Source organism: Hoeflea sp. IMCC20628, assembly GCF_001011155.1.
Taxonomy (GTDB): domain Bacteria; phylum Pseudomonadota; class Alphaproteobacteria; order Rhizobiales; family Rhizobiaceae; genus Hoeflea.
In genome coordinates, this window is sequence record NZ_CP011479.1 from 3530133 (window position 1) to 3553658 (window position 23526).

The 23526-nt window shown below is 59.7% G+C and carries 16 protein-coding genes and 1 tRNA gene; 8 read left to right on the forward strand and 9 right to left on the reverse strand.

Annotated elements, in window-relative coordinates; all coding sequences use genetic code 11:
* The first annotated feature begins 80 nt into the window (after window positions 1-80).
* The 6 genes from gcvT to IMCC20628_RS16685 all read left to right on the forward strand — a co-directional run bounded on the left by gcvT (window position 81) and on the right by IMCC20628_RS16685 (window position 9989).
* On the forward strand, window positions 81-1220 hold the full coding sequence (gene gcvT, locus IMCC20628_RS16660; protein ID WP_047031149.1) for a glycine cleavage system aminomethyltransferase GcvT: 1140 nt from the start codon (window positions 81-83) through the stop codon (window positions 1218-1220).
* 20 nt (window positions 1221-1240) lie between these two features.
* Complete coding sequence (gene gcvH, locus IMCC20628_RS16665) at window positions 1241-1603, forward strand: glycine cleavage system protein GcvH (RefSeq protein WP_047031150.1); 363 nt, start codon at window positions 1241-1243, stop codon at window positions 1601-1603.
* An 8-nt stretch (window positions 1604-1611) separates the two neighbouring features.
* Window positions 1612-4464 carry an aminomethyl-transferring glycine dehydrogenase gene (gene gcvP, locus IMCC20628_RS16670; RefSeq protein WP_047031151.1) on the forward strand — a complete coding sequence of 951 codons (2853 nt, stop codon included), beginning with the start codon at window positions 1612-1614 and terminating at the stop codon, window positions 4462-4464.
* A 395-nt stretch (window positions 4465-4859) separates the two neighbouring features.
* A complete protein-coding gene (locus IMCC20628_RS24330) occupies window positions 4860-5483 on the forward strand; it encodes a TetR/AcrR family transcriptional regulator (RefSeq protein ID WP_156174545.1) in 624 nt (207 codons plus the stop codon).
* Window positions 5484-5494: 11 nt separating this feature from the next.
* Complete coding sequence (locus IMCC20628_RS16680) at window positions 5495-6694, forward strand: efflux RND transporter periplasmic adaptor subunit (protein WP_156174546.1); 1200 nt, start codon at window positions 5495-5497, stop codon at window positions 6692-6694.
* 10 nt (window positions 6695-6704) lie between these two features.
* Window positions 6705-9989, forward strand: coding sequence for an efflux RND transporter permease subunit (locus tag IMCC20628_RS16685; RefSeq protein WP_047032683.1), 3285 nt, complete (start codon window positions 6705-6707; stop codon window positions 9987-9989).
* 22 nt (window positions 9990-10011) lie between these two features.
* Here the strand turns inward: IMCC20628_RS16685 and IMCC20628_RS16690 are convergent, their stop codons facing one another.
* From IMCC20628_RS16690 to IMCC20628_RS16710, 5 genes are all read right to left on the reverse strand, one after another.
* Window positions 10012-10698 (reverse strand): ABC transporter ATP-binding protein, encoded by a 687-nt coding sequence (locus tag IMCC20628_RS16690; protein ID WP_047031153.1) that lies wholly within the window; start codon window positions 10696-10698, stop codon window positions 10012-10014.
* The gene (locus IMCC20628_RS16695; RefSeq protein ID WP_047031154.1) at window positions 10695-11447 is read right to left on the reverse strand and encodes an ABC transporter ATP-binding protein; all 753 of its coding nucleotides are present in this window, start codon (window positions 11445-11447) and stop codon (window positions 10695-10697) included. The genes IMCC20628_RS16690 and IMCC20628_RS16695 overlap by 4 nt, the downstream gene beginning before the upstream one ends.
* Entirely contained in the window at window positions 11440-12429 is a 990-nt protein-coding gene (locus IMCC20628_RS16700; RefSeq protein ID WP_047031155.1) for a branched-chain amino acid ABC transporter permease, read from the reverse strand. The genes IMCC20628_RS16695 and IMCC20628_RS16700 overlap by 8 nt, the downstream gene beginning before the upstream one ends.
* Window positions 12422-13342, reverse strand: coding sequence for a branched-chain amino acid ABC transporter permease (locus tag IMCC20628_RS16705; RefSeq protein WP_047031156.1), 921 nt, complete (start codon window positions 13340-13342; stop codon window positions 12422-12424). Before IMCC20628_RS16705 ends, IMCC20628_RS16700 begins: the two co-directional genes overlap by 8 nt.
* 80 nt (window positions 13343-13422) lie before the next feature.
* Window positions 13423-14565 (reverse strand): ABC transporter substrate-binding protein, encoded by a 1143-nt coding sequence (locus tag IMCC20628_RS16710; RefSeq protein ID WP_047031157.1) that lies wholly within the window; start codon window positions 14563-14565, stop codon window positions 13423-13425.
* 339 nt (window positions 14566-14904) lie between these two features.
* Between IMCC20628_RS16710 and IMCC20628_RS16715 the strand changes: the two genes are divergently transcribed.
* The gene (locus tag IMCC20628_RS16715; protein ID WP_047031158.1) at window positions 14905-15141 is read left to right on the forward strand and encodes an Lrp/AsnC ligand binding domain-containing protein; all 237 of its coding nucleotides are present in this window, start codon (window positions 14905-14907) and stop codon (window positions 15139-15141) included.
* A 108-nt stretch (window positions 15142-15249) separates the two neighbouring features.
* Here IMCC20628_RS16715 and IMCC20628_RS16720 read toward each other — a convergent pair.
* A tRNA-His gene (locus tag IMCC20628_RS16720) sits at window positions 15250-15326 on the reverse strand.
* A gap of 159 nt (window positions 15327-15485) precedes the next feature.
* Window positions 15486-15944, reverse strand: coding sequence for a phasin family protein (locus IMCC20628_RS16725; RefSeq protein ID WP_047031159.1), 459 nt, complete (start codon window positions 15942-15944; stop codon window positions 15486-15488).
* A 244-nt stretch (window positions 15945-16188) separates the two neighbouring features.
* Here IMCC20628_RS16725 and IMCC20628_RS16730 point away from each other — a divergent pair, with 244 nt between their 5' ends.
* A complete protein-coding gene (locus IMCC20628_RS16730) occupies window positions 16189-20100 on the forward strand; it encodes an ATP-binding protein (protein ID WP_047031160.1) in 3912 nt (1303 codons plus the stop codon).
* A 306-nt stretch (window positions 20101-20406) separates the two neighbouring features.
* Here IMCC20628_RS16730 and IMCC20628_RS16735 read toward each other — a convergent pair whose 3' ends face one another.
* Both IMCC20628_RS16735 and IMCC20628_RS16740 read right to left on the reverse strand, forming a co-directional pair.
* Window positions 20407-21741, reverse strand: coding sequence for a cytochrome c (locus IMCC20628_RS16735; RefSeq protein ID WP_047031161.1), 1335 nt, complete (start codon window positions 21739-21741; stop codon window positions 20407-20409).
* Window positions 21742-21753: 12 nt separating this feature from the next.
* Complete coding sequence (locus IMCC20628_RS16740; protein ID WP_047031162.1) at window positions 21754-23526, reverse strand: GMC family oxidoreductase; 1773 nt, start codon at window positions 23524-23526, stop codon at window positions 21754-21756.

Genomic DNA, 23526 nt, shown 5'->3' on the forward strand with positions numbered 1-23526 from the left:
GGGGGCTATTCGAAGGCGTCTGACGCCTGAAGATTGGCCCGTGCGCGGACTTTTTCCCGCACCCAGACGGAGACTGCCGCGTGGACACCACTGCAGACCTTCTTAAAACACCGCTTCATTCCCTGCATCTTGAACTTGGCGCCCGCATGGCCGGATTTGCCGGCTACGACATGCCGATCCAATACCCCATGGGGGTGATGAAAGAACATCTTTACACCCGTTCCTATGCCGGCCTGTTTGATGTTTCTCATATGGGACAGATCCTGATCCGCGCCAAAAGCGGCGATGTGCGCGATGCGGCGCTGGCGCTTGAAAAAATCACCCCCGTCGATGTGGCGGATCTCAAGCCCGGCCGCCAGCGCTACGGGTTGTTCACCAACGCCGATGGCGGACTTGAGGACGACTTCATGGTCGCCAACAGAGGTGACCATCTCTATCTGGTGGTCAACGCCGCCTGCAAACATCAGGATCTGGCGCGCATTGAAGCCGCGCTTTCAGACACCTGCGAGATCGAGGCCCAATTTGATCGCGGGTTGATCGCACTGCAAGGACCGGAGGCAGAAACCGCATTGTCGGCCTATGCGCCGGAAGCCGCCGACATGATGTTCATGGATGTCATGGTGCTTGAAATCGCCGGGGTTCCGGCAGTGGTGTCGCGCTCCGGCTACACCGGCGAGGACGGCTACGAGATCTCGCTGCCAGCCGAGGAGACCGACCGCATTGCCCGGCTGATCCTGTCGGATGAAGAGATCGCCCCCATAGGGCTCGGCGCACGCGATTCGCTCAGGCTTGAAGCCGGGCTCTGCCTCTACGGCCACGACATTGACGAAACCACCACGCCGGTTGAAGCCAATCTGAAATGGGCGATCCAGAAGGCGCGCCGCAAGGGCGGAGCCCGCGAAGGCGGATTCCCCGGCGCCGACGTGATCCTCGATCAATTCGAGAATGGCGCCAAGCGCACCCGTGTCGGCCTGCAACCCACAGGCAAGGCCCCGATCCGCCCCGAGGTCGAAATTTTCAAACAGGAAACCGGCGGTGATGCAGTCGGAATTGTGACGTCGGGCGGATTTGGCCCGAGCGCCAACGCCCCTGTTGCCATGGGCTATGTGCCCTCGGAACTGGCGGCCGCCGGCACCAAACTCTATGCCGAAGTGCGCGGCAAGCGGCTTGAAATTACCGTAGCCGCCCTGCCCTTCGTCCCTTCCAATTACAAACGATAAGCCACGACAGGAACAAAACCATGCTGAAATTCACCGAAGACCATGAATGGCTCAAGATCGAAGGCGACGTCGCAACTGTCGGCATCACTGAACACGCTGCCGAACAACTCGGCGATCTAGTTTTCGTCGAGCTGCCCGAGGTCGGAACCAAGCTGGACAAGGGCGCCGATGCATCGACCGTGGAATCGGTCAAGGCAGCGTCTGATGTCTATTGCCCTCTTGCCGGCGAGATCACCGCAGTCAACCAGGCCATTGTCGACGATCCGTCGCTTGTCAACTCCGATCCTACCGGTGCCGGCTGGTTCTTCAAGCTCAAGCTCGATGACGCCAGTGCCGCCAATGAGTTGATGGACGAAACCGCCTACCAAGCAATGATTGGCTGAAACACACAATGAGCATCACCCTGACCGATTACGATCCCTATGATTTCGCCAACCGCCGCCATATCGGGCCATCGCCGACGGAAATTTCCGACATGCTCAAGGTGGTGGGCGCCACCTCGCTGGATGCACTGATTGATGAAACTGTGCCCGGCTCGATCCGCCAGAAGACACCGCTGGCATTTGGCGATCCGATGAGCGAGCGCGAGGTTCTGGATCATCTGCGCGCCACCGCGGCCAAAAACACGGTGATGGTTTCGCTGATCGGTCAGGGCTATCACGGCACCATCATGCCGCCGGTGATCCAGCGAACCATTCTCGAGAATCCGGCCTGGTACACTGCCTACACGCCCTACCAGCCGGAAATCAGCCAGGGCCGTCTGGAAGCACTGTTGAATTTTCAGACCATGGTCGCCGATCTTACCGGCCTCGACATCGCCAATGCCTCATTGCTTGATGAAGCGACCGCAGCAGCTGAAGCCATGGCAATTGCAGAGCGGACGTCAAAATCCAAAAGCAAAACCTTCTTTGTCGATCATCACTGCCACCCGCAGTCCATTGACGTGATCCGCACCCGTGCCGAACCTCTGGGCTGGGAAGTCATTGTCGGCGATCCGTTCACCGATCTCGATGCTGCCGCCGTGTTCGGGGCGATTTTCCAGTATCCCGGCACCCATGGCCATGTGCATGATTTCACCGATCTGATCGCCTCGCTGCATGCGGAGAAGGCAATTGCCGTGGTCGCCGCCGATCCGCTGTCGCTGACGCTGCTCAAGTCTCCCGGCGAGATGGGCGCCGACATCGCCATCGGCTCGATGCAGCGCTTTGGCGTGCCCGTCGGTTATGGCGGCCCTCATGCGGCCTATATGGCAGTGAAAGACGCCTACAAGCGTTCGATGCCCGGCCGCCTGGTCGGCGTCACTGTCGACGCGCGCGGCAACCAGGCCTATCGGCTGGCACTGCAGACCCGCGAGCAGCATATCCGCCGCGAGAAGGCCACCTCGAACATCTGCACCGCGCAGGTGCTGCTCGCCATCATCGCCTCGATGTATGCGGTGTTCCATGGCCCTGAAGGGCTGCAGGCCATCGCCGGCCGGGTGCACATCAGGGCTGCCACCTTGGCCGCCGGTCTGAAAAAGCTTCGTTTCGGCCTCGACACAGACCGGTTTTTCGACACGGTGACAGTCGCCGTAGGAGGCCGCCAGGCCGAGATCCTCGAAGCCGCGCGCGGCGAAGGTATCAACCTGCGCAAGGTTGGCGACGACCGCATCGGCATCGCACTTGATGAAGTTTCCCGTCGTGACACGGTCGAAGCGGTGTGGCGGGCATTTGGCGGAGATTTCACATTCAACGACCTGCTGGCAGAGCCGGTCATCACCGATACAATGGCCCGCAAGTCGGACTATCTCGAACACCCGATCTTCCACATGAACCGGGCCGAAACCGAGATGACGCGCTACATCCGCCGGCTGTCGGACAAGGATCTGGCGCTCGACCGGACGATGATTCCGCTTGGCTCGTGCACCATGAAGCTCAATGCCACGGCGGAAATGTTGTGCATCACCTGGCCGGAATTTGCCGACATCCATCCGTTTGCGCCCGCCGATCAGGCACTGGGCTACAAGCATATGATCGATGATCTGTCGGACAAGCTGTGCCGGATTACCGGCTATGACGCGATCTCGATGCAGCCCAATTCCGGCGCACAGGGCGAATTTGCCGGTCTTATGACCGTCCGTGCCTGGCACCAGGCCAATGGTCAGGGGCACCGCCATGTCTGCCTGATCCCGACCTCGGCGCATGGCACCAACCCGGCATCGGCACAGATGGCCGGCATGACAGTTGTTGCTGTCGGCACTCGTGAGAACGGCGATATTGATCTCGATGATTTCCGCGCCAAGGCAGAACTGCATTCCGACAATCTTGCCGCCTGCATGATCACCTACCCTTCCACCCACGGGGTGTTCGAGGAAACGGCAACCGAAGTCTGCACCATCACCCACAAGCACGGCGGTCAGGTCTATCTCGACGGCGCCAACCTCAATGCGCTGGTCGGACTGGCGCGGCCGGGCGACATCGGCGCCGATGTCAGCCACCTCAACCTGCACAAGACCTTCTGCATTCCGCATGGCGGCGGCGGTCCGGGCATGGGGCCGATCGGGGTCAAGGCGCATCTGACGCCGCATCTGCCGGGCCATTGCCAGACCGATGGCAAGCCCGGCGCAGTTTCTGCCGCTCCCTTCGGCTCGGCGTCGATCCTGCCGATCTCATGGGCCTATTGTCTGATGATGGGCGGCGAAGGCCTCACCCAGGCAACCAGGATCGCCATCCTCAATGCCAACTATATTGCGGCGCGGCTGAAGGGTGCTTACGACGTGCTCTACACCTCGTCCGCGGGCCGCGTGGCGCATGAGTGCATTCTTGACACACGGCCGCTGGCGCAAAGTGCCGGTGTGACTGTCGATGATGTCGCCAAGCGTCTGATCGATTGCGGTTTCCACGCGCCAACGATGAGCTGGCCTGTCGCAGGCACGCTGATGATCGAACCGACGGAATCCGAGGTCAAGGCTGAACTCGACCGGTTCTGTTCAGCCATGCTGGCGATCCGCGAAGAGGCGCAGGCGATCGAGGACGGCACGATGGACAGGGACAACAACCCGCTGAAGAACGCCCCGCACACGATCGAGGATCTGGTTGGACCATGGGACCGGCCCTATGACCGGGAAGCAGCCTGTTTTCCTGCAGGTGCGATGCGCAATGCCAAGTATTTCGCTCCGGTCAACCGGGTCGACAATGTCTATGGCGACCGCCATCTGGTCTGCTCCTGCCCACCGATGTCGGACTATGCAGAAGCGGCTGAATAGGCCCGCTCCGAGATACCAGGAGGCGGCTTTCATGTCGCCTCTTGTCTTTCCGACTTGAATCTCAGGGTTGCCACCTGTTCAAAACGGCAAATTTTTCAGGCAGGCTGCAAGCCGAAACGGCGCAGCACCGGGAACTCCTTCAAATCAGGTAGAAAATGCCCCCTGCAGCAAGCAAACTCTTGTCGCAGACGTGTTCACCTTCGGCAATCGCGGCGCAGGGTCTAGGCTTTTCGGATTGCTTCCTATCGTAATTTTCGTTCCGAGGCTTGATGAATGAATATTCATTCACTATATCTGCGATCGAATTCGAGTGTCTGTAATCCGGCCTATGCGAGGCTGCGTAAGGATGCTTGATCGTTTATGTGTTTGAACGCAGATTTTTCGAGGATCTTCCCATGGACACCGCCACGGCCAATATCGCCAACAAACGCGCCGCGGACATCCTCGACCAAGTCAAATCCATTTTCGCGCTGAATGGTTTTGACGGTACATCGATGCAGGATCTGGCGCAGGCGACGCAGATGAGCGTTGGCAATTTCTATCGCTATTTCCCGTCAAAGGACGCCATCATTATTGCGCTTGTCAAACGCGAGCTGATGGAGATTGAAACTGTCTTCGGTGCGGTTCAGACCGCCGCAGATCCCGGCGCGGTACTCATGCAGCTTCTGCGCCACCGGATCGAAACCTTGCCGTTCGAGGAAGCTGCACTCTGGAGCGAGGTGCAGGCCGCTTCATACCGCTCTCCCGAGATCGCCACACTGATCCGCACCGTGGACGAGACAGTGCGCAGCAATGTGGTCATGGCGCTGGTTCGGTTCCACCGTGACACCAGCGCAGATGCCATGATGATCTACGAGACTCGCGCTCATCTTATGTTGATGCTGATCCATGGCTTCACGCAGCGAAAGTACTGTACCCGCGACGCAGTCACCGCTGATCAATTCGTAGCGTTTGGGGAACTCGTGCTGTCCACACTGCACGACACCATTTTCGCTCCCCCAGCCAAACCCGCCGAATGACCGGAACAATCATGCGCCCACTATTTGCACTGCTGCTTGCACTCCCGCTCCTTTCCGCATCAGGCCTTAGCGCCGGTGCCGTCGACGCGGAAAAGGCACCCTCAACGGGCGCCCTGCCACCGGCGATTGTTGCCGTGCGCGCAGAGACGTCGCGCATCACCGACCGGGTTTTGTCCAACGGCATGATCACCGCTGTCGAAGAAGTTCTGGTCGCGCCGCAGGTTGAAGGACTGGCCATTGAGAGCCTGCAAGCAGATGTCGGCGACCGGGTCGAGGCCGGATCGGTTCTCGCCACCTTGGCGGACGACCAGCTGATCCTGCAACGCAGCCAGCTCGACGCCAACCGCGCCAAGGCTTTGGCAGCGATCGCCCAGCTTGGCGCTCAACTCGCCGAAGTCGAATCAAACGCGCAGGAATCAATCAAGACAGCCGCGCGCGCCAGAACGCTGGCCGACAAGGGCACCTATTCAACCGTACAGGCGGAACAGGCCGAAGCGCAGGCAACAGCGGCAAGGGCCCGGATCAGGTCGGTTGAAGAATCGATCAAGGTAGCCCAAGCCGACATCACTTTGATTGACGCGCAGGTGAAGGACGTTGACTTGCGGCTGGCCCGCACCGAAGTCAAGGCGCCGGTCTCCGGCATCATCACGGCGCGCGGCGCCCGTGTTGGGGCCATCGCCAGTGGCGCTGCCGGTCCCTTGTTCATGATGATCAAGGATGGAGAGCTTGAAATGCGCGCCGATGTCGCCGAGGCAGACATGCACCGGATCGCCGAGGGTCAGGCTGTTTCGATCCACCTCATTGGCGCAGCAGACCAGGTCGCCGGAACAATCCGGTTGATCGATCCTACCCTCAACACGACCACAAGGCTCGGCCTTGCCCGGATCGAGATCGGTGATGGCACGAGTTTGCGCGCCGGCATGTTTGCTGATGCGGAGATTATCGTGGCTGAACGCGAGGCGGTCACCGTCCCCGTGACGTCCGTCAACATTGCTTCCGACGGGGCTGACGTCCTCAAGATCGAGGACGGTATCGCCAAACGCACCCCGGTCATAACCGGCATTCGCGAAGGCGGAATGGTGGAAATCATCGAGGGCCTTCTGGCCGGTGATCTGATCGTCGCCAAGGCCGGTGCCTTCGTCCGCGATGGAGACCGGATCACACCGGTTGAACAAACCGATAGCGGCCATGTTGCCGCGATCACCGAGTGAGGGCCTCGAGATGAACTTTTCAGCCTGGGCCATTCGCAATCCTATCGCACCCATCCTCGCCTTCGCGTTGCTGACGATTGTCGGGATTCAGTCCTTCCTGACGCTGCCAATCACGCGGTTTCCCAACATCGATGTGCCGCTGGTTGCGATCACTGTCGTGCAGTCCGGCGCAGCCCCTTCCGAATTGGAAGCGCAGGTCACCAAGCAGATTGAAGATGCTGTGGCTGGTATCACCGGGGTTGACGATATCGCCTCCACCGTGTCCGACAGCGTGTCGACCACCACCGTCGTCTTCAGGATGGAAGTGCCCACCGACCAGGCCGTCCAGGACGTCAAGGACGCGATCGACGGTGTCCGGGGCGATCTGCCGGGCTCGGTGGAAGAACCCATCGTCACCCGTATCGATGTCGAAGGTCAGGCGATCATGACCTATGCGGTGCATGCGCCGGATATGACGCTGGAAGAAGCCTCATGGTTTGTCGATGACACCATCAAGCGCGCATTGCAGGGCCAGCGCGGCGTCGGCAAGGTCGAGCGCTACGGCGGCGCTGACCGGGAGATCCGCATCGAACTCGACCCGGCGCGACTCGATTCCTACGGCATCACCGCATCCGATGTGAACCGGCAACTCAGGGCAACCAATGCAAACCTTGGCGGCGGGCGCGGCGAAATCGGTGCGCGTGAACAGGTGATCCGCACCCTGGGTGACGCCACCAATACCAGAGCGCTGGAGCAAACCACCATTGCCCTGGCGAACGGGCGCTTTGTCCGGCTCAGCGATCTGGGCGTCGTGCGTGACACCTATGAGGAATTGAGATCCTTCGGACGCTACAACGGCGATCAGGTCGTGGCCTTTGCGGTGTTCAGGTCCAAGGGCGCCAGCGAAATCTCGGTCTCCGAAGTGGTGACAGAGGCGCTTGACGACATCCGCACCAAGCACCCCAATGTCGAACTGGTGCCTGTCGACGACACGGTGTTTTATACCTACGGCAATTATGAATCAGCGTTGCATACACTGGTCGAAGGATCGCTGCTGGCCGTCCTTGTGGTGTTCTTGTTCCTGAGGAACTGGCGTGCCACCCTGATCGCAGCCGTCGCGCTGCCGCTGTCGGCAATCCCGACATTCTATGTCATGGACCTGCTCGGTTTCTCGCTCAATCTGGTGAGCCTGCTCGCCATCACGCTGGCGACGGGCATTCTGGTCGATGACGCGATCGTCGAGGTGGAGAATATCTCGCGGCATATCCGCATGGGCAAAACGCCTTACCGGGCGTCGGTCGAAGCGGCTGACGAAATCGGGCTTGCGGTGATTGCCACCACCTTCACCATCATTGCGGTGTTCGTGCCAGTGTCCTTCATGCCGGGCATTCCCGGACAATATTTCATTCAGTTCGGCATGACCGTGGCGGTGGCGGTGATGTTCTCGCTGCTGGTAGCACGGCTGATCACACCGATGATGGCCGCCTACCTGATGCGCGACAGCGACGCCCATGAAGAACCCGAGGGTGGCGGCCGGATCATGCGTGGCTACACCTGGTTCATTACCAGAACCCTGCGCTGGAGATACACGACATTGCTGGCAGCCATCGGGTCGCTGGTTGTGGCAGTCTATTTCATGGCGCAGGTGCCGGGCTCGTTCCTGCCGCCCGAAGACGTCTCGCGTGTCAGCATCAGTGTTGAGCTTCCACCCGGCGCAACACTGGCCGACACCGACGCTACCACGCAAGCCATGCGTGATCGCATCAAGGATGTCGACGGCGTCGAGAACGTGTTCATTCTGGGTGGTACATCGCCCAAGGGCGAAATCGACATCCGGCGCGCCTCTGTCTCGGTGCTGCTCGAGAAGATCGAACACAACATCGTCAAGAAGGTGGTCAACGGGATTGCTGGCGCAATACCAGGCGATTTCGTGCCGCTCATGCATGTGAATGGACGAACACGGACACAGGCCGAAATCGAGGCCGAGATCTTCGACAATCTGGCTGGCATTCCTGACATCCGGGCCTACAAGCTCAATGACCGCGGTGAGCGCGATCTGACCTACAATGTCATATCGACAGACAATGACGCCATTGATCGTGCCGTCGCCATGCTTGAACCGAAGCTCAAGGCTGAAGCGGTGCTGGCGAGTGTCAGCGTTTCGGGCTCACTTCCCCGTCCGGAAGTCCAGATCCGACCGCGGGCCGAGGAAGCGGCGCGGCTTGGTGTCACCACCGCCCAGATTGCCGAGACCGTCCGGGTTGCCACCATCGGCGACGTTGATGCGGCGCTGGCCAAGATCTCGCTCGACAACCGGCAGATTCCAATTCGGGTGCAACTCGACCCGGTTTACCGAACCGACATCAACCGGATCGCAAATCTGCGCGTTCAGACATCCAGTGGCGCATCGGTACCACTCAAGACCGTCGCCGACATTGTCATCACGCAAGGCCCCTCCACCATCAAGCGCTTCAACCGCGAGCGGCTCGCGACCATCGGCGCCAGCCTGCCGATTGGCGTCGCACTTGATACCGCAAAGGAGCGGTTCAACGAGATTGTCACATCGACCGAACTGCCGGCCGGGGTTCAGGTGCTGGAATCAGGTGACGCGGAAGTTCAGAACGAGATGCAGGAGAGCTTCTTCAACGCCATGTTGATGGGGTTGATGCTGGTGCTGACCGTGCTGATCCTGCTGTTCAAGGATGTGATCCAGCCGTTCACCATCCTGTTCTCTTTGCCGCTCGCCATCGGCGGTGTCGCGGCAGGACTGATCATCACCAACAATGCGCTGTCGATGCCGGTGCTGATCGGCATCCTGATGCTGATGGGCATCGTCACCAAGAACGCGATCTTGCTGGTCGATTTTGCGGTCGAGCTGATCCGCACCGGCCGCGATCGCGTCGAAGCGATGATCGAAGCCGGGCAGAAACGCGCCCGGCCGATTGTCATGACCTCGATCGCGATGTCGGCAGGCATGCTGCCCAGCGCGATGGGCGTCGGCGAAGGCGGTTCATTCCGCGCACCGATGGCAATTGCGGTGATCGGCGGCATCATCGTCTCGACGGTTCTCAGCCTTGTGGTGGTTCCGTCGTTCTTCCTGATCATGGATGATCTGTCGCGACTGTTGAGCTGGATATTCAGCCGCTTTGTCGGTCCGAAGGAAGATGAGATCGAGGCTCTGGAGCCAGAGGCGATGACCGTGGCCATCGGCGAAAATGCAGAGGAAATCGCTGAATTGCGCGACCGGCTGACGCGACTGGAAGGTCAGGGACGGACGCCACCAAAGCTGGTGGTGACACGGGAAGCAGCCGAGTAATGGCAACTGGATTTCGGGGTTTTCATACCCCGAGGAACTCGGTTTCGATCTCGCGGGTCAGGCCAGCCGGCGTGCCGGTCCAGACGCTCTGGCCACGGGCAAGGATCACGCATCGGTCGGCCACGGCGCGGAGCTCCGAAAATGCCTTGTCGATGACCAGGATGGATTGACCGCCCTGCTTCAGCTTGGCGATTGCCGCCCAGATTTCCTGACGCACCACCGGTGCCAGGCCTTCCGTGGCCTCATCAAGGATCAGCAGACGCGGGTTGGTCAGCAGCGCGCGGGCGATTGCCAGCATCTGCTGTTCGCCGCCCGAAAGCGTCGACGCACTTTGCGTCATCCGTTCGCCAAGGCGGGGAAACAGGTCGGTGGCCTTGTCGATGTCCCAAGGGCCGGAGCGGGCCGAGGCCATCAGGTTTTCCGCAACCGAGAGATTGGCAAAACACCGCCGCCCCTCCGGCGCCAGACCGATGCCCAGCCGCGCGGCGCGGAACGACGGCAGCGCGACAAGGTCTTTGCCGTCAAAGCGGATCTCGCCACGCGTGGTGCGCAGCATCCTTGTGATGGCGCGCACGGTGGTGGTCTTGCCCATGCCGTTGCGGCCCATCAGTGCCACCAGCTCTCCTTCAGCAATTTCCAGATCGACACCGAACAGTGCCTGCGAAGCGCCGTAGAAGGCTTCGAGTTTGTTGACTTCAAGAAGGCTCATGCTGCGTCCTCACCGAGATAGGCGGTGCGCACTTCGGGATGATTGCGGATATCGTCAGCCTTGCCACGGGCGATGATCTTTCCAGCAACCAGAACGGAGATGCGATCGGCCAGCTGGAAGACGGCGTCCATGTCATGCTCGATCAGCAGGATCGGTGCTTCGGAGCGAAGCTTGTCGAGGAAGCCTATCAGCTTGCTCGAGCCTTCCTGGCCGAGACCTGCCATCGGCTCATCCATCAGGAAAATCCGAGGCCGCATCGCCAGCGCCATGGCGATTTCCAGAAGCCGCTTTTCACCATGCGAGAGTTCGCTGACGCGGACACCTGCGCGTTCACTCAGTCCGACACGCTCAAGCGCATCCATTGCCTCGTCAATCAGTTGCCGATCACGGGAGACCTGACGGAAGAAACCGAACACCGAACGGCGCCGGGCCTGGGCGGCGAACATGACATTGCCGCGCGCGGAAAATTCGGGGATCAGCGACGAGACCTGGAAGGTGCGGGTGAGCCCAAGGCGAGCGCGGGCAATCTGATCGAGTTCGCTGATCTCACGACCGTCAAAGCGGATCGAGCCGGCATCGGCGGCAAGCTCGCCAGCGACAAGCTTGATCAGGCTGGATTTGCCGGCGCCATTGGGGCCTATCAAAGCATGGATTTCACCGGGACGCAGGTCGAGATCGACACCGTCAGTGACCTTCAGGGCACCAAAAGACTTGGTCAGGCCATTGAGCGACAGCACTGGTTCAGTCATGACGCGTCCTCCCTACAACCAGCCCGATGAACCCGCCACGGGCAAACAGCACGACTGTGAGCAGCGCCGCTCCGAGGAAAAACTGCCAATGGGTGGTGAAGCTGCCGAACACATGCTCGAACAGGACAAACAGACAGGCGCCGACCACCGGACCGAACAAGCGGGCGACGCCACCTAAAATGATGAACACCATGATCTCGCCGGAGAGATGCCAGGACATCATCGAGGGACTGACGAAGCGGTTGAGATCGGCATAGAGCGCGCCGGCCAGACCGGTGACCATGCCGGAGATGACAAAGGCTGCAAGCTTGATCCGGTAGGGCGACAGGCCGAGGGCTGCGACGCGTCCCTCGTTCTGGCGGACCGCCTGCAGCGCGATGCCGAAGCGCGCGCCGGTCATCCGCCACTGGGCGATGAGAACCACCATCAGCACGGCGTAGCACAACAGGAAGAAGCTCAGAGGCTTGAGCGTGTTGATGCCGGGAAAAGCGTTGCGGACATAGATCGACAAGCCGTCCTCGCCGCCATAGGCGGGCCAGGAAATGGCGAAATAATAGATCATCTGGGCAAAAGCGAGCGTGATCATGATGAAATAGACGCCCGAGGTGCGAAGGCTGAGCGCACCGATCACAAGCGCTGCCAGACCGCTGACGACGATCGCCACCAGCCACAGCAACAGCATCTGGTTGGTGCCGTTGATGAGGAACGGAGCGGTCATCAGCGGTTCGTAATTCTGATGGTGGCTGGCAATGATGCCCACCGCATAGCCGCCAATGCCGAAGAAGGCGGCATGACCAAAGGACACCAGACCACCAAGCCCCAGCGCGATATTGAGGCCGACACCGGCCAGCGCCAGGATGGTGGCGCGGGTGGCCAGCGTGACCAGAAACGGCTCATCGGAATAGGACGCAATCAGCGGTCCGCACAGCAGGATCAGTGCCAGCACGATGTTGAGACGATGTTCGGTGATCAGGTCACGCATTGGCGGGGAACAACCCTTTTGGCTTGAACACCAGCACCGCGGCCATCAGCAGATAGATCAGCATAGAAGCCACCGCCGAGCCGACGCCGCGGGCGGCAGAGGCTTCCATCACCTGCGCCAGCAATGTCGGCAGCAGGAAACGGCCCATGGTGTCGACCAATCCGACGATCAAAGCTGCGACCAGGGCGCCCTTGATCGAGCCGATGCCACCGATGACAATGACCACGAAAGCCAGAATGAGGACGGGTTCGCCCATGCCGATCTGAACTGACTGGATGGCGCCGATCAAAGCACCGGCAAATCCGGCAAGCGCTGCGCCAAGCGCAAACACCACGGTGTAGAGAAAACGGATATCGACGCCGAGCGCCGCAATCATTTCGCGGTCAGCCTCGCCGGCGCGGATCTGCATGCCAAGCCGGGTCTTGCTGATCAGCAGGCCAAGACCTGCGGCAACAATCAGACCAGCGATGATGATGGCGAGGCGGTAGGCCGGATAAGGCAAACCACCCGGCAACATCACCGGGCCGGACAAAAATTCCGGTGGATCGAGATAAAGCGGGAACGAGCCGAAGACGAAGCGGACGCCTTCGGAAAACATCAGCACCAGTGCGAAGGTTGCCAGCACCTGATCGAGATGATCCCGGTCATAAAGCCTGCGGATCACAACAATTTCGACCAGCGCGCCGAGTGCCGCAGCGGCCACCAGGCTTGCTATCAGACCGAGCCAGAAAGATCCGGTCCAGGCGGCCACAGCGGCGCAGACGAATCCGCCGACCATGAACAGCGAGCCATGGGCAAGATTGATCAGCCCCATGACCCCGAAAATCAGAGTCAGGCCGGCCGCCATCAGAAACAGCATGACGCCGAGTTGAAGGCCGTTGAGAATCTGCTCTAGAAAGAGGGCAAGGGTCATTGTCTACCGGGCTCGCACCAGTGCAAGGCAATCAAACCGGGCGAACCATGACAGGTCCGCCCGGCAATGACGACAGATGATCACATCTTGCAATCGACGGCGTAGGCGTCGGCGTGATCTTCAAGGGCAACGCCAACCAGCTTGTTGGTGTAGACGTCGCCTTCCTTGACCACTTCGCGGACATAGATGTCCTGGATCGGGTGGTTGTTGTTGCCGAACTTGAAATCACCACGGGTCGACTTGAAGTTGGCTGCCTTCAAGGCTGCGCGGAACGCGTCCTTGTCGGAAATCGACGCCACATCCATGGCCGAGAGCAGCAGATTGGCGGTGTCAAAACCCTGGCTCGAATAGAGTGACGGCAGACGGCCATACTCTGCCTGATAGGTTTCGACGAAGGCCTTGTTGGTCTCGTTGTCGATGTCCTTGGACCATTGCGAGGTGTTCTTGACACCCAGCGCTGCTTCGCCAACGGCTTGCAGAATGTTCTGGTCAAAGGAGAAGGCTGGTCCAAGCAGCGGAACTTCCACCCCGGCGCCAGCATATTGCTTCATGAAGGCAATGCCCATGCCGCCGGGCAGGAAGAAGAAGACGTTGTCTGCGCCCGAGGCGCGGATTTCGGCGATTTCGGCGGCGTAGTCGGTCTGGCCGAGCTGGGTGTAGATTTCGTTGGCAATCTCACCCTTGAAGAAGCGCTTGAAGCCGGTCAATGCATCCTTGCCGGCCGGATAGTTCGGCGCAAGGATAAAGCTCTTCTTGAAACCGGCAGTGGTCGCATAGGCGCCCATGCCTTCATGCAGATTGTCGTTCTGCCACGCAATGTTGAAATAGTTCTCGTTGCAGCCGGCGCCGGCAAGCGCCGAGGGGCCGGCATTGGGCGACAGGTAGATCTTGCCCTGCGCCACTGCGCTGGGGACCACGGCCATGGCCAGGTTGGACCAGATGATGCCGGTCATCACGTCAACCTTGTCGGACTGGATCAGCTTGTCGGACAGCTGAACCGCGAGATCCGGCTTCTGTGCGTCATCCTCGATGATCAGTTCGATATCGGTGTTGCCCGACTGCTTCAGCGCCAGCTGAAAGCCGTCGCGCACGTCGATGCCGAGCGATGCGCCACCGCCGGACAATGTGGTGATCATGCCGACCTTGACCGGCTCAGCGGCGGCAATCGATACGCCTGCCAGTAGCGACGCAGCCGTCGCCATTGCGAATAATGTCTTTTTCATTGATTTTCCTCTCCTGTGTGTGATGCATTGCCGACCTTGTTACGGTCCGGTCTGCTGCAACAATTTCCCCGTCAGGCGATCTATGCATGCAGCGCTCATGGGTGTCCATTCGCACCAGCCATGCAGGCATCAAGTCTGAGCATTGGAGCGGCCAGGGCGCTTTGATGTCAACGCCGGACGCTCCAACGATCGCCATTGACTGCGACCTTACCAGCAGGCTTGCAGAATTCCAGTGCTTTTTTTAAGCTTAAAATAAATCATCGCCAATTGTCTCTTGCAACAAGCGCACGAGCATGGTTCCAAGGTGGGAACAGGTATGCTCACCCAGGGAGACAGGCGATGCAGTGTTTTTTCGTGGAGTTTCAATGCAAACTCGGCCAGGCCTATGTGGTCGCCGATGAACTCGCCAACCGCGAAATTGCCTCCGAGATCTACTCGGTCAGTGGGCAATTCGACCTGATGGCAAAGTTCTACATCGAGAATGATGTCGATATAGGCAGGTTCATCGCCGACAATGTGCACACTGTTCCAGGTGTCGAACGCACCCACACGATCCTGACCTTCAAGGCGTTCTGAGCAGCTGCACGGGCACAAGAGCCTGTCGTGCGAACGAGGTCGCAGCCGTGCTGTGTGCGCGGAGGATCAATCACCCGACGCCGTCGACAATATCAATATGGAAAAAAATGGTACGGTTGGCTGGGGTTGAACCAGCGACCTCCGGATCCACAATCCGGCGCTCTAACCAACTGAGCTACAACCGCACATCAGCGGCGATGAAACAAGTTCATCCGCTTTGTTGCCGTCACATACGGCGGGCAAGCGTTTTTTGCAAGAGGCATTGGACCAGTTTTACCGAATTCGAACAAGCAAAAGGCCGGACACCAAGGTCCGGCCTTTGAACATTTCGGTCTTAAGGGAAATCAGGCGACCTTGATTTCGGCCATGGCCTTTTCAGCAACGGTCTTGACCGGCTTTGAAACTTCTTCGGAAACCTTCTTTGCGGCTTCCTGCATGGTCTTGACCTGGTCAACCATCATTTCGGCCTGCTTGCGGAAGAAGCCGGTCTGAAGTTCGATCATCTGGGCAACAGTCTTGACGCCAAGCAGGGCTTCCATGTGCGAAAGCGAATGCTCTGCATTGCCGCGCGCAGCATCGATTGCCTTGAGGCTCAGTTCAACGGTGCCGGACTGTGCATTTTCCATCGTGGCTTCGATTGCCTTGGTGGCATTTTCGGCAACGGTCTTGACCTTGGCATAGGCTTCCTTGGTCTGGTTGACGGACTTATCAGCCATTTCGCGGTATCCGTCGCTCATTTTGGTCATGTCGAAAGCCGGGAATTCGAAGACGTCTGCTGTGGTTGCTGTTTTCTTAGTCGCCATGTCACTTCTCCTTGAAGGATTTGGGGACCGTCGTGGCCCCGTTCTTGATTTCAAAAAGACCATACCACAGATTATGGTGCGCTGCAATATATTTTGTGCGACGCACCATACGTTAACCGTCTCCGGACAAATACCCGGCTGGACAGCCGGCTATGCTGGACCCGCGGCGGCGTCAAAGCTATTAATAAAACCTTAATACGTCCCTATATAAGGGCGAAACCTGGCCGAAACTGGAATTCCGACCATGCAGGCTCACCACTATCCATTCATCGATCTGGCTGTCCACTCGTCAGTCCGGGACCGCTTTGCCAATGGCGACGCTGTTGCAGTGTTAAGCCCCGACCTTGGCGAAGTGTTGTGGGCCAATGGCGCGGCGGCCAATCTGTTGGGGTTCTCCAGCATTTATGATGTTCTGGATGAAGGATTTGAAGGCCAAACCGCGACCAGACGGCAAATTGAGAGCGCGCTCGCGCTGCTGCGCCGCACTGGCAAGCCGCAGACTTTCATGATGCGCACAAACAGTGGATTTTCTCGATCCATGGCAGCGGCAGGTCTCGAAGATTTCATGTTGCCCGATGGCGCCCCTGCCCTGCTGCTAACCAGCAGCAATGCCGGAAAAATACTGGCGCCGGGCGCACGGGCAAGGCAGATCATTGCCGGTTTTGAGGGCACCGGGACACATGTCGCGGTCCTGGACAAGGACGGCCGGGTTCTGGCCGCTTCCAGCACATTCGATGCTATCGGGCTTGCCGGCAGCGATATTGAACGGATGATTGCGGATGTGGCGAATGCTGATGACCGCCTGGTCAAACGCATGACCGACGCCTACAGCGGTCCGATGCCGACAGCGATTGGAAGGCTGGCGGACGATCCGGCGCTGCATCTTCTGTTTGCCGTAGAGCCCGCAACTGCAGACGAAACCTCCGCTGAAGCCGAGAGCTTTGCAGCACCAGAAGACGTGTCTGAGCAAGTCGACCTGTCGGACGGTTCAGACGCTCCAGTCCCGGCAGACATTGCGCGCAACGATCAGCCTGACGAAGCGCTGCCCGACATGACGCCGGACCTGAACGCCACTGATGAAGAAGACAACCAGAGCACGATGGAAGCCGGTACCGATCCAGTCGGCCAGAATGAGCTGACCGGCGAGTCCGCCTTGCCGGGCGAGCCCACCGATCAACCGGTGAGATTCGATACCAGCCGCGTCCGCGAAGACCTCACTGCGCGACTTGAGAAAGCCGAACAATCTGAACACTCCGCCGAGCTCGAGGATATCGCACAGTCTTCCGCCGACACAGGCGGGCTGGAAAGCCAAGAGCTGACAGACGACCATGCTGACGACACGCCTGCCGCCGAAGTGCAGGATGAGCAGGAAGAGACAACCGGCGAGGATCTTGCGGACAGCAAAACCGCTGGTGAAACCAACCCCGAAGCTGAACTTCCAGTGACAAAAGCCACTCTGGATGAACCTCAGTTCCGGTTTGATCCAGAAGGCAAACCGGTGCGATTTGTCTGGAAAATAAACCAGGACGGTGAATTCAGCGAGATCTCGCCCGAATTCGCTTTGGCCGTCGGCCCGCATTCCGCCGATGTTATCGGGCGGAAATTCCCCGACCTGGCACGGGTATTCAACCTCGATCCCGACCACGTCATCACCGACCTGCTCAACCGCCGCGACACCTGGTCAGGAAAGACAGTTTACTGGCCAATCCAGGGCACTGACCTGGTCACACCGGTCGATCTGGCGGCATTGCCGACCTACACCCGTGACCGCCGCTTTGACGGTTTCCGTGGATTCGGGATTGTCCGCACCGGGGAGACCCGCCAGGACTCCGAAGCCCTCGGCCTGGCGCTGGCGCCCGGCATGCAACCGCGCTCCGGACCGGATACTTCCGCGCATGCTGCCGATGATGAGGCCAAAACGGACGAAACCAACTTGCCCGATTCAGCTCACCTGCCGGAAACCGAGCATCCGATCGCCGAGGACGACGCCTTTCTCGAGATGCAGGATCTTGAGCGCGATATCGAAGACCTTGCCCGCATGGACGGTGCAATGGCCGAAACCACGGATGATCAGGACAACCCGGCAGAGTTCACCACAGCCACGTCTGACGAGACATCCGACGCTGACGAAACCGGCACGAATGGCGCTCCTGACACAGATTCCGAAGACCCTTTCCAGGGTGAACGTCCGGCACTTCATCTCGTCGAAACGCCGATGCGACGTGACAGCGACAAGGTCATCAATCTGGAAGCGCGCCGGGTCCGCCCGCGCGAGAGCCTTTCACCCGGCGAACAGGCAGCCTTCCGCGAAATCGGCGTCCGCCTCAACGAAACCACGTCACGTCAGGCCGAGGCCGATGCTGCAGAGGAAGCCAAGTCTTCCGAGGTCCGCAAAACCTTCGGCAATCGCCAGCCGCCCTTGACCGACGATCAACCTGCCACGGACAATGGAGATCAACCGGTCGAACCGGCTGCACCCTCCGAGGACAGACCGGATGCCAATCATGCGGAGGCCGATGCTGCTGAGCATGACGAGCGTGCGCATGAGGAAACCGCGTCCGTGCCAGCCAGCGCGACCAGATCCGAAACACCAGCGCCCACACCGATGCCATCGGCATTTGCCTTGCCAGCGCGGCAGGTCATGCACACCGGCATGAATGCCGGTTTCATCGATGCCATTCCCGTGGCGCTGCTGGTGCAAGCTGGCGACGCGCTGATCCACGCCAATTCAGAGTTTTTTGATCTGACCGGATATGGCTCGCTTGACGAGCTTGCCGCCAGCGGCGGTCTTGATCACTTGCTCGACCGGCCGTCGGAAGATGAACCCGCCATCGACGGAGCGATGCTTGTCCGGCAGGCCAATGGCGGCACTCGCATGGTCACCGCACGGCTGCGTTCGGTCAATTGGCACGATGGCCACGCCTTGCTGCTGGCCTTGTCGCCGATTGACGCCGACGCAGACGCAGGTATTGCCGAGCCAGCGTCGGTCGAACTGGCAGACCAGCCTGAACCGTGTGAACCGGAGCAGGACAATGCCTTGAAAATCGAAGCGCAGGAGCTTCGTTCGATTCTCGAGACAGCAACTGACGGCGTCGTCATTCTCGACAATGACGGAACCATTCGCTCGATGAACCGGTCGGCCTGCGCGTTGTTCAATTATGACGAGACAGAGACCCACAAACAGCCGTTCGCCATGCTGTTCGCTCACGAAAGCCAGCGCGCGGTGATGGAATATGTCAGCGGGCTTGCCGACCACGGCGTTTCCAGCGTGCTCAATGATGGACGCGAAGTGATCGGCCGGGAAGCTGCCGGCGGGTTCCTGCCCTTGTTCATGACCATCGGACGCCTGTCCGGCTCCAACGGCTACTGCGCGGTTCTGCGCGACATCACCCAGTGGAAACGCACCGAAGACGAATTGCGCGCCGCCAAACGCGCTGCCGAAACCGCGAACTCGCACAAGACCGATTTCCTTGCCCGCGTCAGCCATGAAATCCGCACGCCGCTCAATGCCATCATCGGGTTTTCCGAAATGATGGTGGAGGAACGGTTCGGCCCGATCGGCAGCCCGCGCTATCTCGAATATGCCCATGATATCGGCAATTCAGGCAAGCATGTCCTCGACATCGTCAATGATCTGCTCGACATCTCGAAGATCGAAGCCGGCCAGGTGCAAATGGAGTTTGTCTCGGTTTCGCTCAACGACCATCTCGCTGAAAGCGTTTCCCTGCTGCAACCGATGGCCAACAGCCAGCGGGTGATCATCCGCACCAGCCTGTCGACGAGTGTGCCGGAGGTGGTTGCAGACAGGCGCTCGATCAAGCAGATCGCGCTCAACCTGTTGTCCAACGCCATCCGTTACACGCCGTCCGGCGGGCAGATCGTGGTTTCAACATCCTACGAGCCTTCCGGCAATGTCGTCATCCGCATCCGTGACACCGGCATCGGGATGAACCGCAAGGAACTCGAGCAGGCTATGAAACCGTTTGGACAGGTCGGCCCGGGACCGCGCCAGCGCGGTGAGGGTACCGGACTTGGCCTGCCGTTGACCAAAGCCATGGTCGAGGCGAATCGCGCCCAGTTCGACATCGTCTCGGCACCGGGCGAAGGAACCTTGGTGTCCATCGCCTTCCCGCCGCAACGGGTCCTGGCTGATTGACGAAAAAAACGGAGACCACTGGGGTCTCCGTTGAGAATTGATACTGTGCTTACGATCACCGTGGGACAAGAAACTATCCAAGGTTGACGTGATTAATGCGCTAATCCCGTTACCGAGACCTTTCACAGATTACTAAGATCTTACCGATCACTTGTGCTTCACCGATGGTGGTTAAATTCCGGGTAAGATCCGGTTAACCATGAAGACCCGAGCCGCGCTGAGCAAACCGAGGCAGTGTCGGTTTCGAAGCCGAATATCCGATCCGGTGAAACGGGGCCTCGATTGAGGCCCCGTGTCTTGTTCAGATCAGTTGCGTTGTGCGGCAATCGCAGCTTCATCGACGGCAGAAGCTGAATTGCCCCACGCACTGCGCAGGAAAGTTTCCAGCGTTGCGACATCGGCGTTTGACAGACGCTTGTTAAACGCCGGCATACGCAGGCGTTCGGGACGCTTTTCCGTCGAAGGCATTTCGGCCCCGTACAGGACAGTTTGTGTCAGGCCGGTGGTTTGATCGGCAGTAACCAGCGAATTGCCAACCAGCGAGGGAAACACACCCGCCGCGCCACGGCCATCGGCCATGTGGCAGGCATTGCAGTTATCGAGATACAGACGTTCGCCAGGCGTCAGGTTCATTGCCGCCTTGAGTTTGGCTGTCGTCGGATCATTTGCTGCCGCCAGCCGGTCGGTCAGAATCTGATCGTGCGGAGGATGCGGCAATGGCTGCGGTTCAACCGTCGAGATCGACCGCAGATAAGCCACCATGGCGTCGGCATCTTCATCTGTCATGTACTGCAGGGATTCGCTGACGACGAGATTCATCTCACCGGTGACTGCCGAGTGGTTGTTCCGGCCGGTGGTGAGAAAATCCTTCAGGTCCTCATCCGACCAGTTCTGCAGTGCCGAGTGGGCGGTCCGCAGATCGGGAGCAGACCAGCCGCCGATCTCGCCCCCCGTCAGGAACGCAGAACTGCTAGCATCGCCGCCGTCCTGGGCCATGATCACATTGCGCGGGCTGTGGCAGGCAGCGCAGTGCCCCGGGCCTTCGACCAGATAGGCGCCCCGTGCCAGAGCATCATCGGCCGCAGTCTCGGCCACAGGCTGAAAGCCAGCCTTGCCGAGTGCGACCCAGTTCCACAGGCGAATGCCCCAGCGCTGATTGAAGGGAAATGCGAGCTCGGTTTCCTTGACCGCATTTTCGACCGGCGCTGCCTCATGCATGAGGTAATCGTAGATCGCGCGGATGTCCTGTTCGGAAAGCTTGCGATAGTTCTCGTAGGGCATGGCCGGGTAGAGATGCTCGCCATCGGCGCCTATGCCATCAACGAGCGATGCGCGGAACTGGTCCAGCGTCCAGTCGCCAATTCCGGTGTTGGGATCGGCCGTAATGTTGGACGACCAGATCACGCCCATGGGGCTTTCGATAGCGCGGCCACCGGCTAAGGATTCTCCCTCAGGCGCGGTGTGACAGGCGGCGCAGTCGGCCATACGGGTGGCATAGAGGCCCTGTCCGGGGGCGGGCTTCCAGTCCGCCGCCAGATTTTCAGCCGGCCTGGTCGTCACCGGCGGAACGAAGATGATTGCCGCAAGCGCGACAAGGCCGAGCACCGCAAGGCCGAGGAGGATACGCAGTAGCGTTTTCATATCTTGCGCTCCTTAAACCAGTGGCCGTGGGTTGGGCAGGTAATCCTTGCGGAGTGCCTCTGCCGCCCAATAGGCCAGGCCGCCCAAAGCCCCGGTCGGGTTGTACTGGATGTTCTGCGGGAAGGCGGACGCGCCCATGACCCACACATTGTGACAGTCCCAGCTCTGGAGATAGCGGTTGAGCGCCGAGGTCTTCGGATCAGCCCCCATGATCGCTCCGCCGACATTGTGGGTCGTCTGATAGGGCCGCACGTCATATGCGGCGCCTTCGGACTTGTAGCCCGACGCCATGATATCGGGGTTCAGGCTCTCGGCGATCTCCTCGATCTTGGTTTTCATGAACTGGGTCATCTTGATGTCATTGTCCTTCCAGTCGAAGGTCATGCGCATCAGCGGACGACCGTGGCGATCCTTGTAGGTCGGATCAAGGTCGAGATAGGTGTCGCGATAGGCCATATCGGATCCGTGCGAACCGATCGACATGTTGTGCCCGTACCATTCGCCGATCGCCTGCTTCCAATCCGAACCCCAGCCGGGAGTGCCCGGCGGAAGCGACATCTGCTGGATCGGGCGCCCACCGCTGTGGGATCCGGTGATGTAGCTGCCGCCAATGAAGCCTTCCTTGGCAAAATCGATCTGCGAGGTGGAGAAATCGTCGATCGTCATGCCTGCCGAGCCGGTGCCGACAAACGGATTGAACTGCTTGTCCTTGAACCACATCGAAGTGCCGCCGGTCATCTGGTAGGAATAGTTGCGACCAATCACGCCCTCTCCGGTGACAGGATCATAGGGCTGGCCGATACCCGACAGCAGCAGCAGATGAACATTGTGCAGCGAGTAGGCACACACCAGAACCAGATCGGCGGGCTGGAACACCTGCTCGCCGGTGCGCTCGTCGAAATAGGTGACGCCCGTGGCTGTCTTGCCATCGGCCGCCTTTTCGATCTGCAGCACTTCGCTGCGTGTCTTGTAACTGAAATTCGGCTTGCGCTTCAAAGCATCGAGGATGCAGACATGCGGCGATGATTTCGAATAGTTGTTGCAGCCGAAGCGTTCGCAGAAGCCGCAGTAATTGCAGGGGCCAAGCTGCATGCCGTAGTCGTTGACATAGGCAGTGCTGGCATGGCCGGAGGGACGCGGGAAAGGGTGATAGCCCATGTTGCGGGCAGCCTCGGCGAAGAGTTCGGAATCCCAGGTATTCTTTAGCGGCGGCATCGGATAGTCGGCCGAGCGCGGTGCCTCGAACGGGTTTCCGCCCTCCTGGATTTTGCCGTTGATATTGCCCGCCAGGCCGGAGATGCCGGCCACGTTCTCGAACTTCGTATGGAAAGGTTCCAGTTCCTCGGCGGTGACATCCCAATCCTGGAGCTGCATGCCCTCAGGAATGATGTCGGCACCGAAGGTTTCCTCGACATAGCTGCGCAGGCGGTATTCAACAGCCTGCGGGCGCCACGTCTGACCGTTCCAGTGCGAGCCCGCTCCGCCGACACCATCGCCTGGCAGGAAAGAGCCGAGATGGCGTTGCGGCAGTGCGGTTTCCTCCAGATTGCGGCGGATGGTCAGCGTCGATTTGGCCGGCTTTTGCATCAGGCCGTAGCGGATGCCGTATTTCAGTTCGTCAAACATTTCGGGATACTGGAAATCCGGAACAGTATCGCGGTCTTCGCCACGCTCGAGCGCAAGAATTTCAAGTCCTTCCTGCGCCAGTTCCATGCCCATAATGGCCCCGGTCCAACCGAGACCGATGATGACGACGTCTTTCTTGGGATCTGTTCTTGTCGCCAT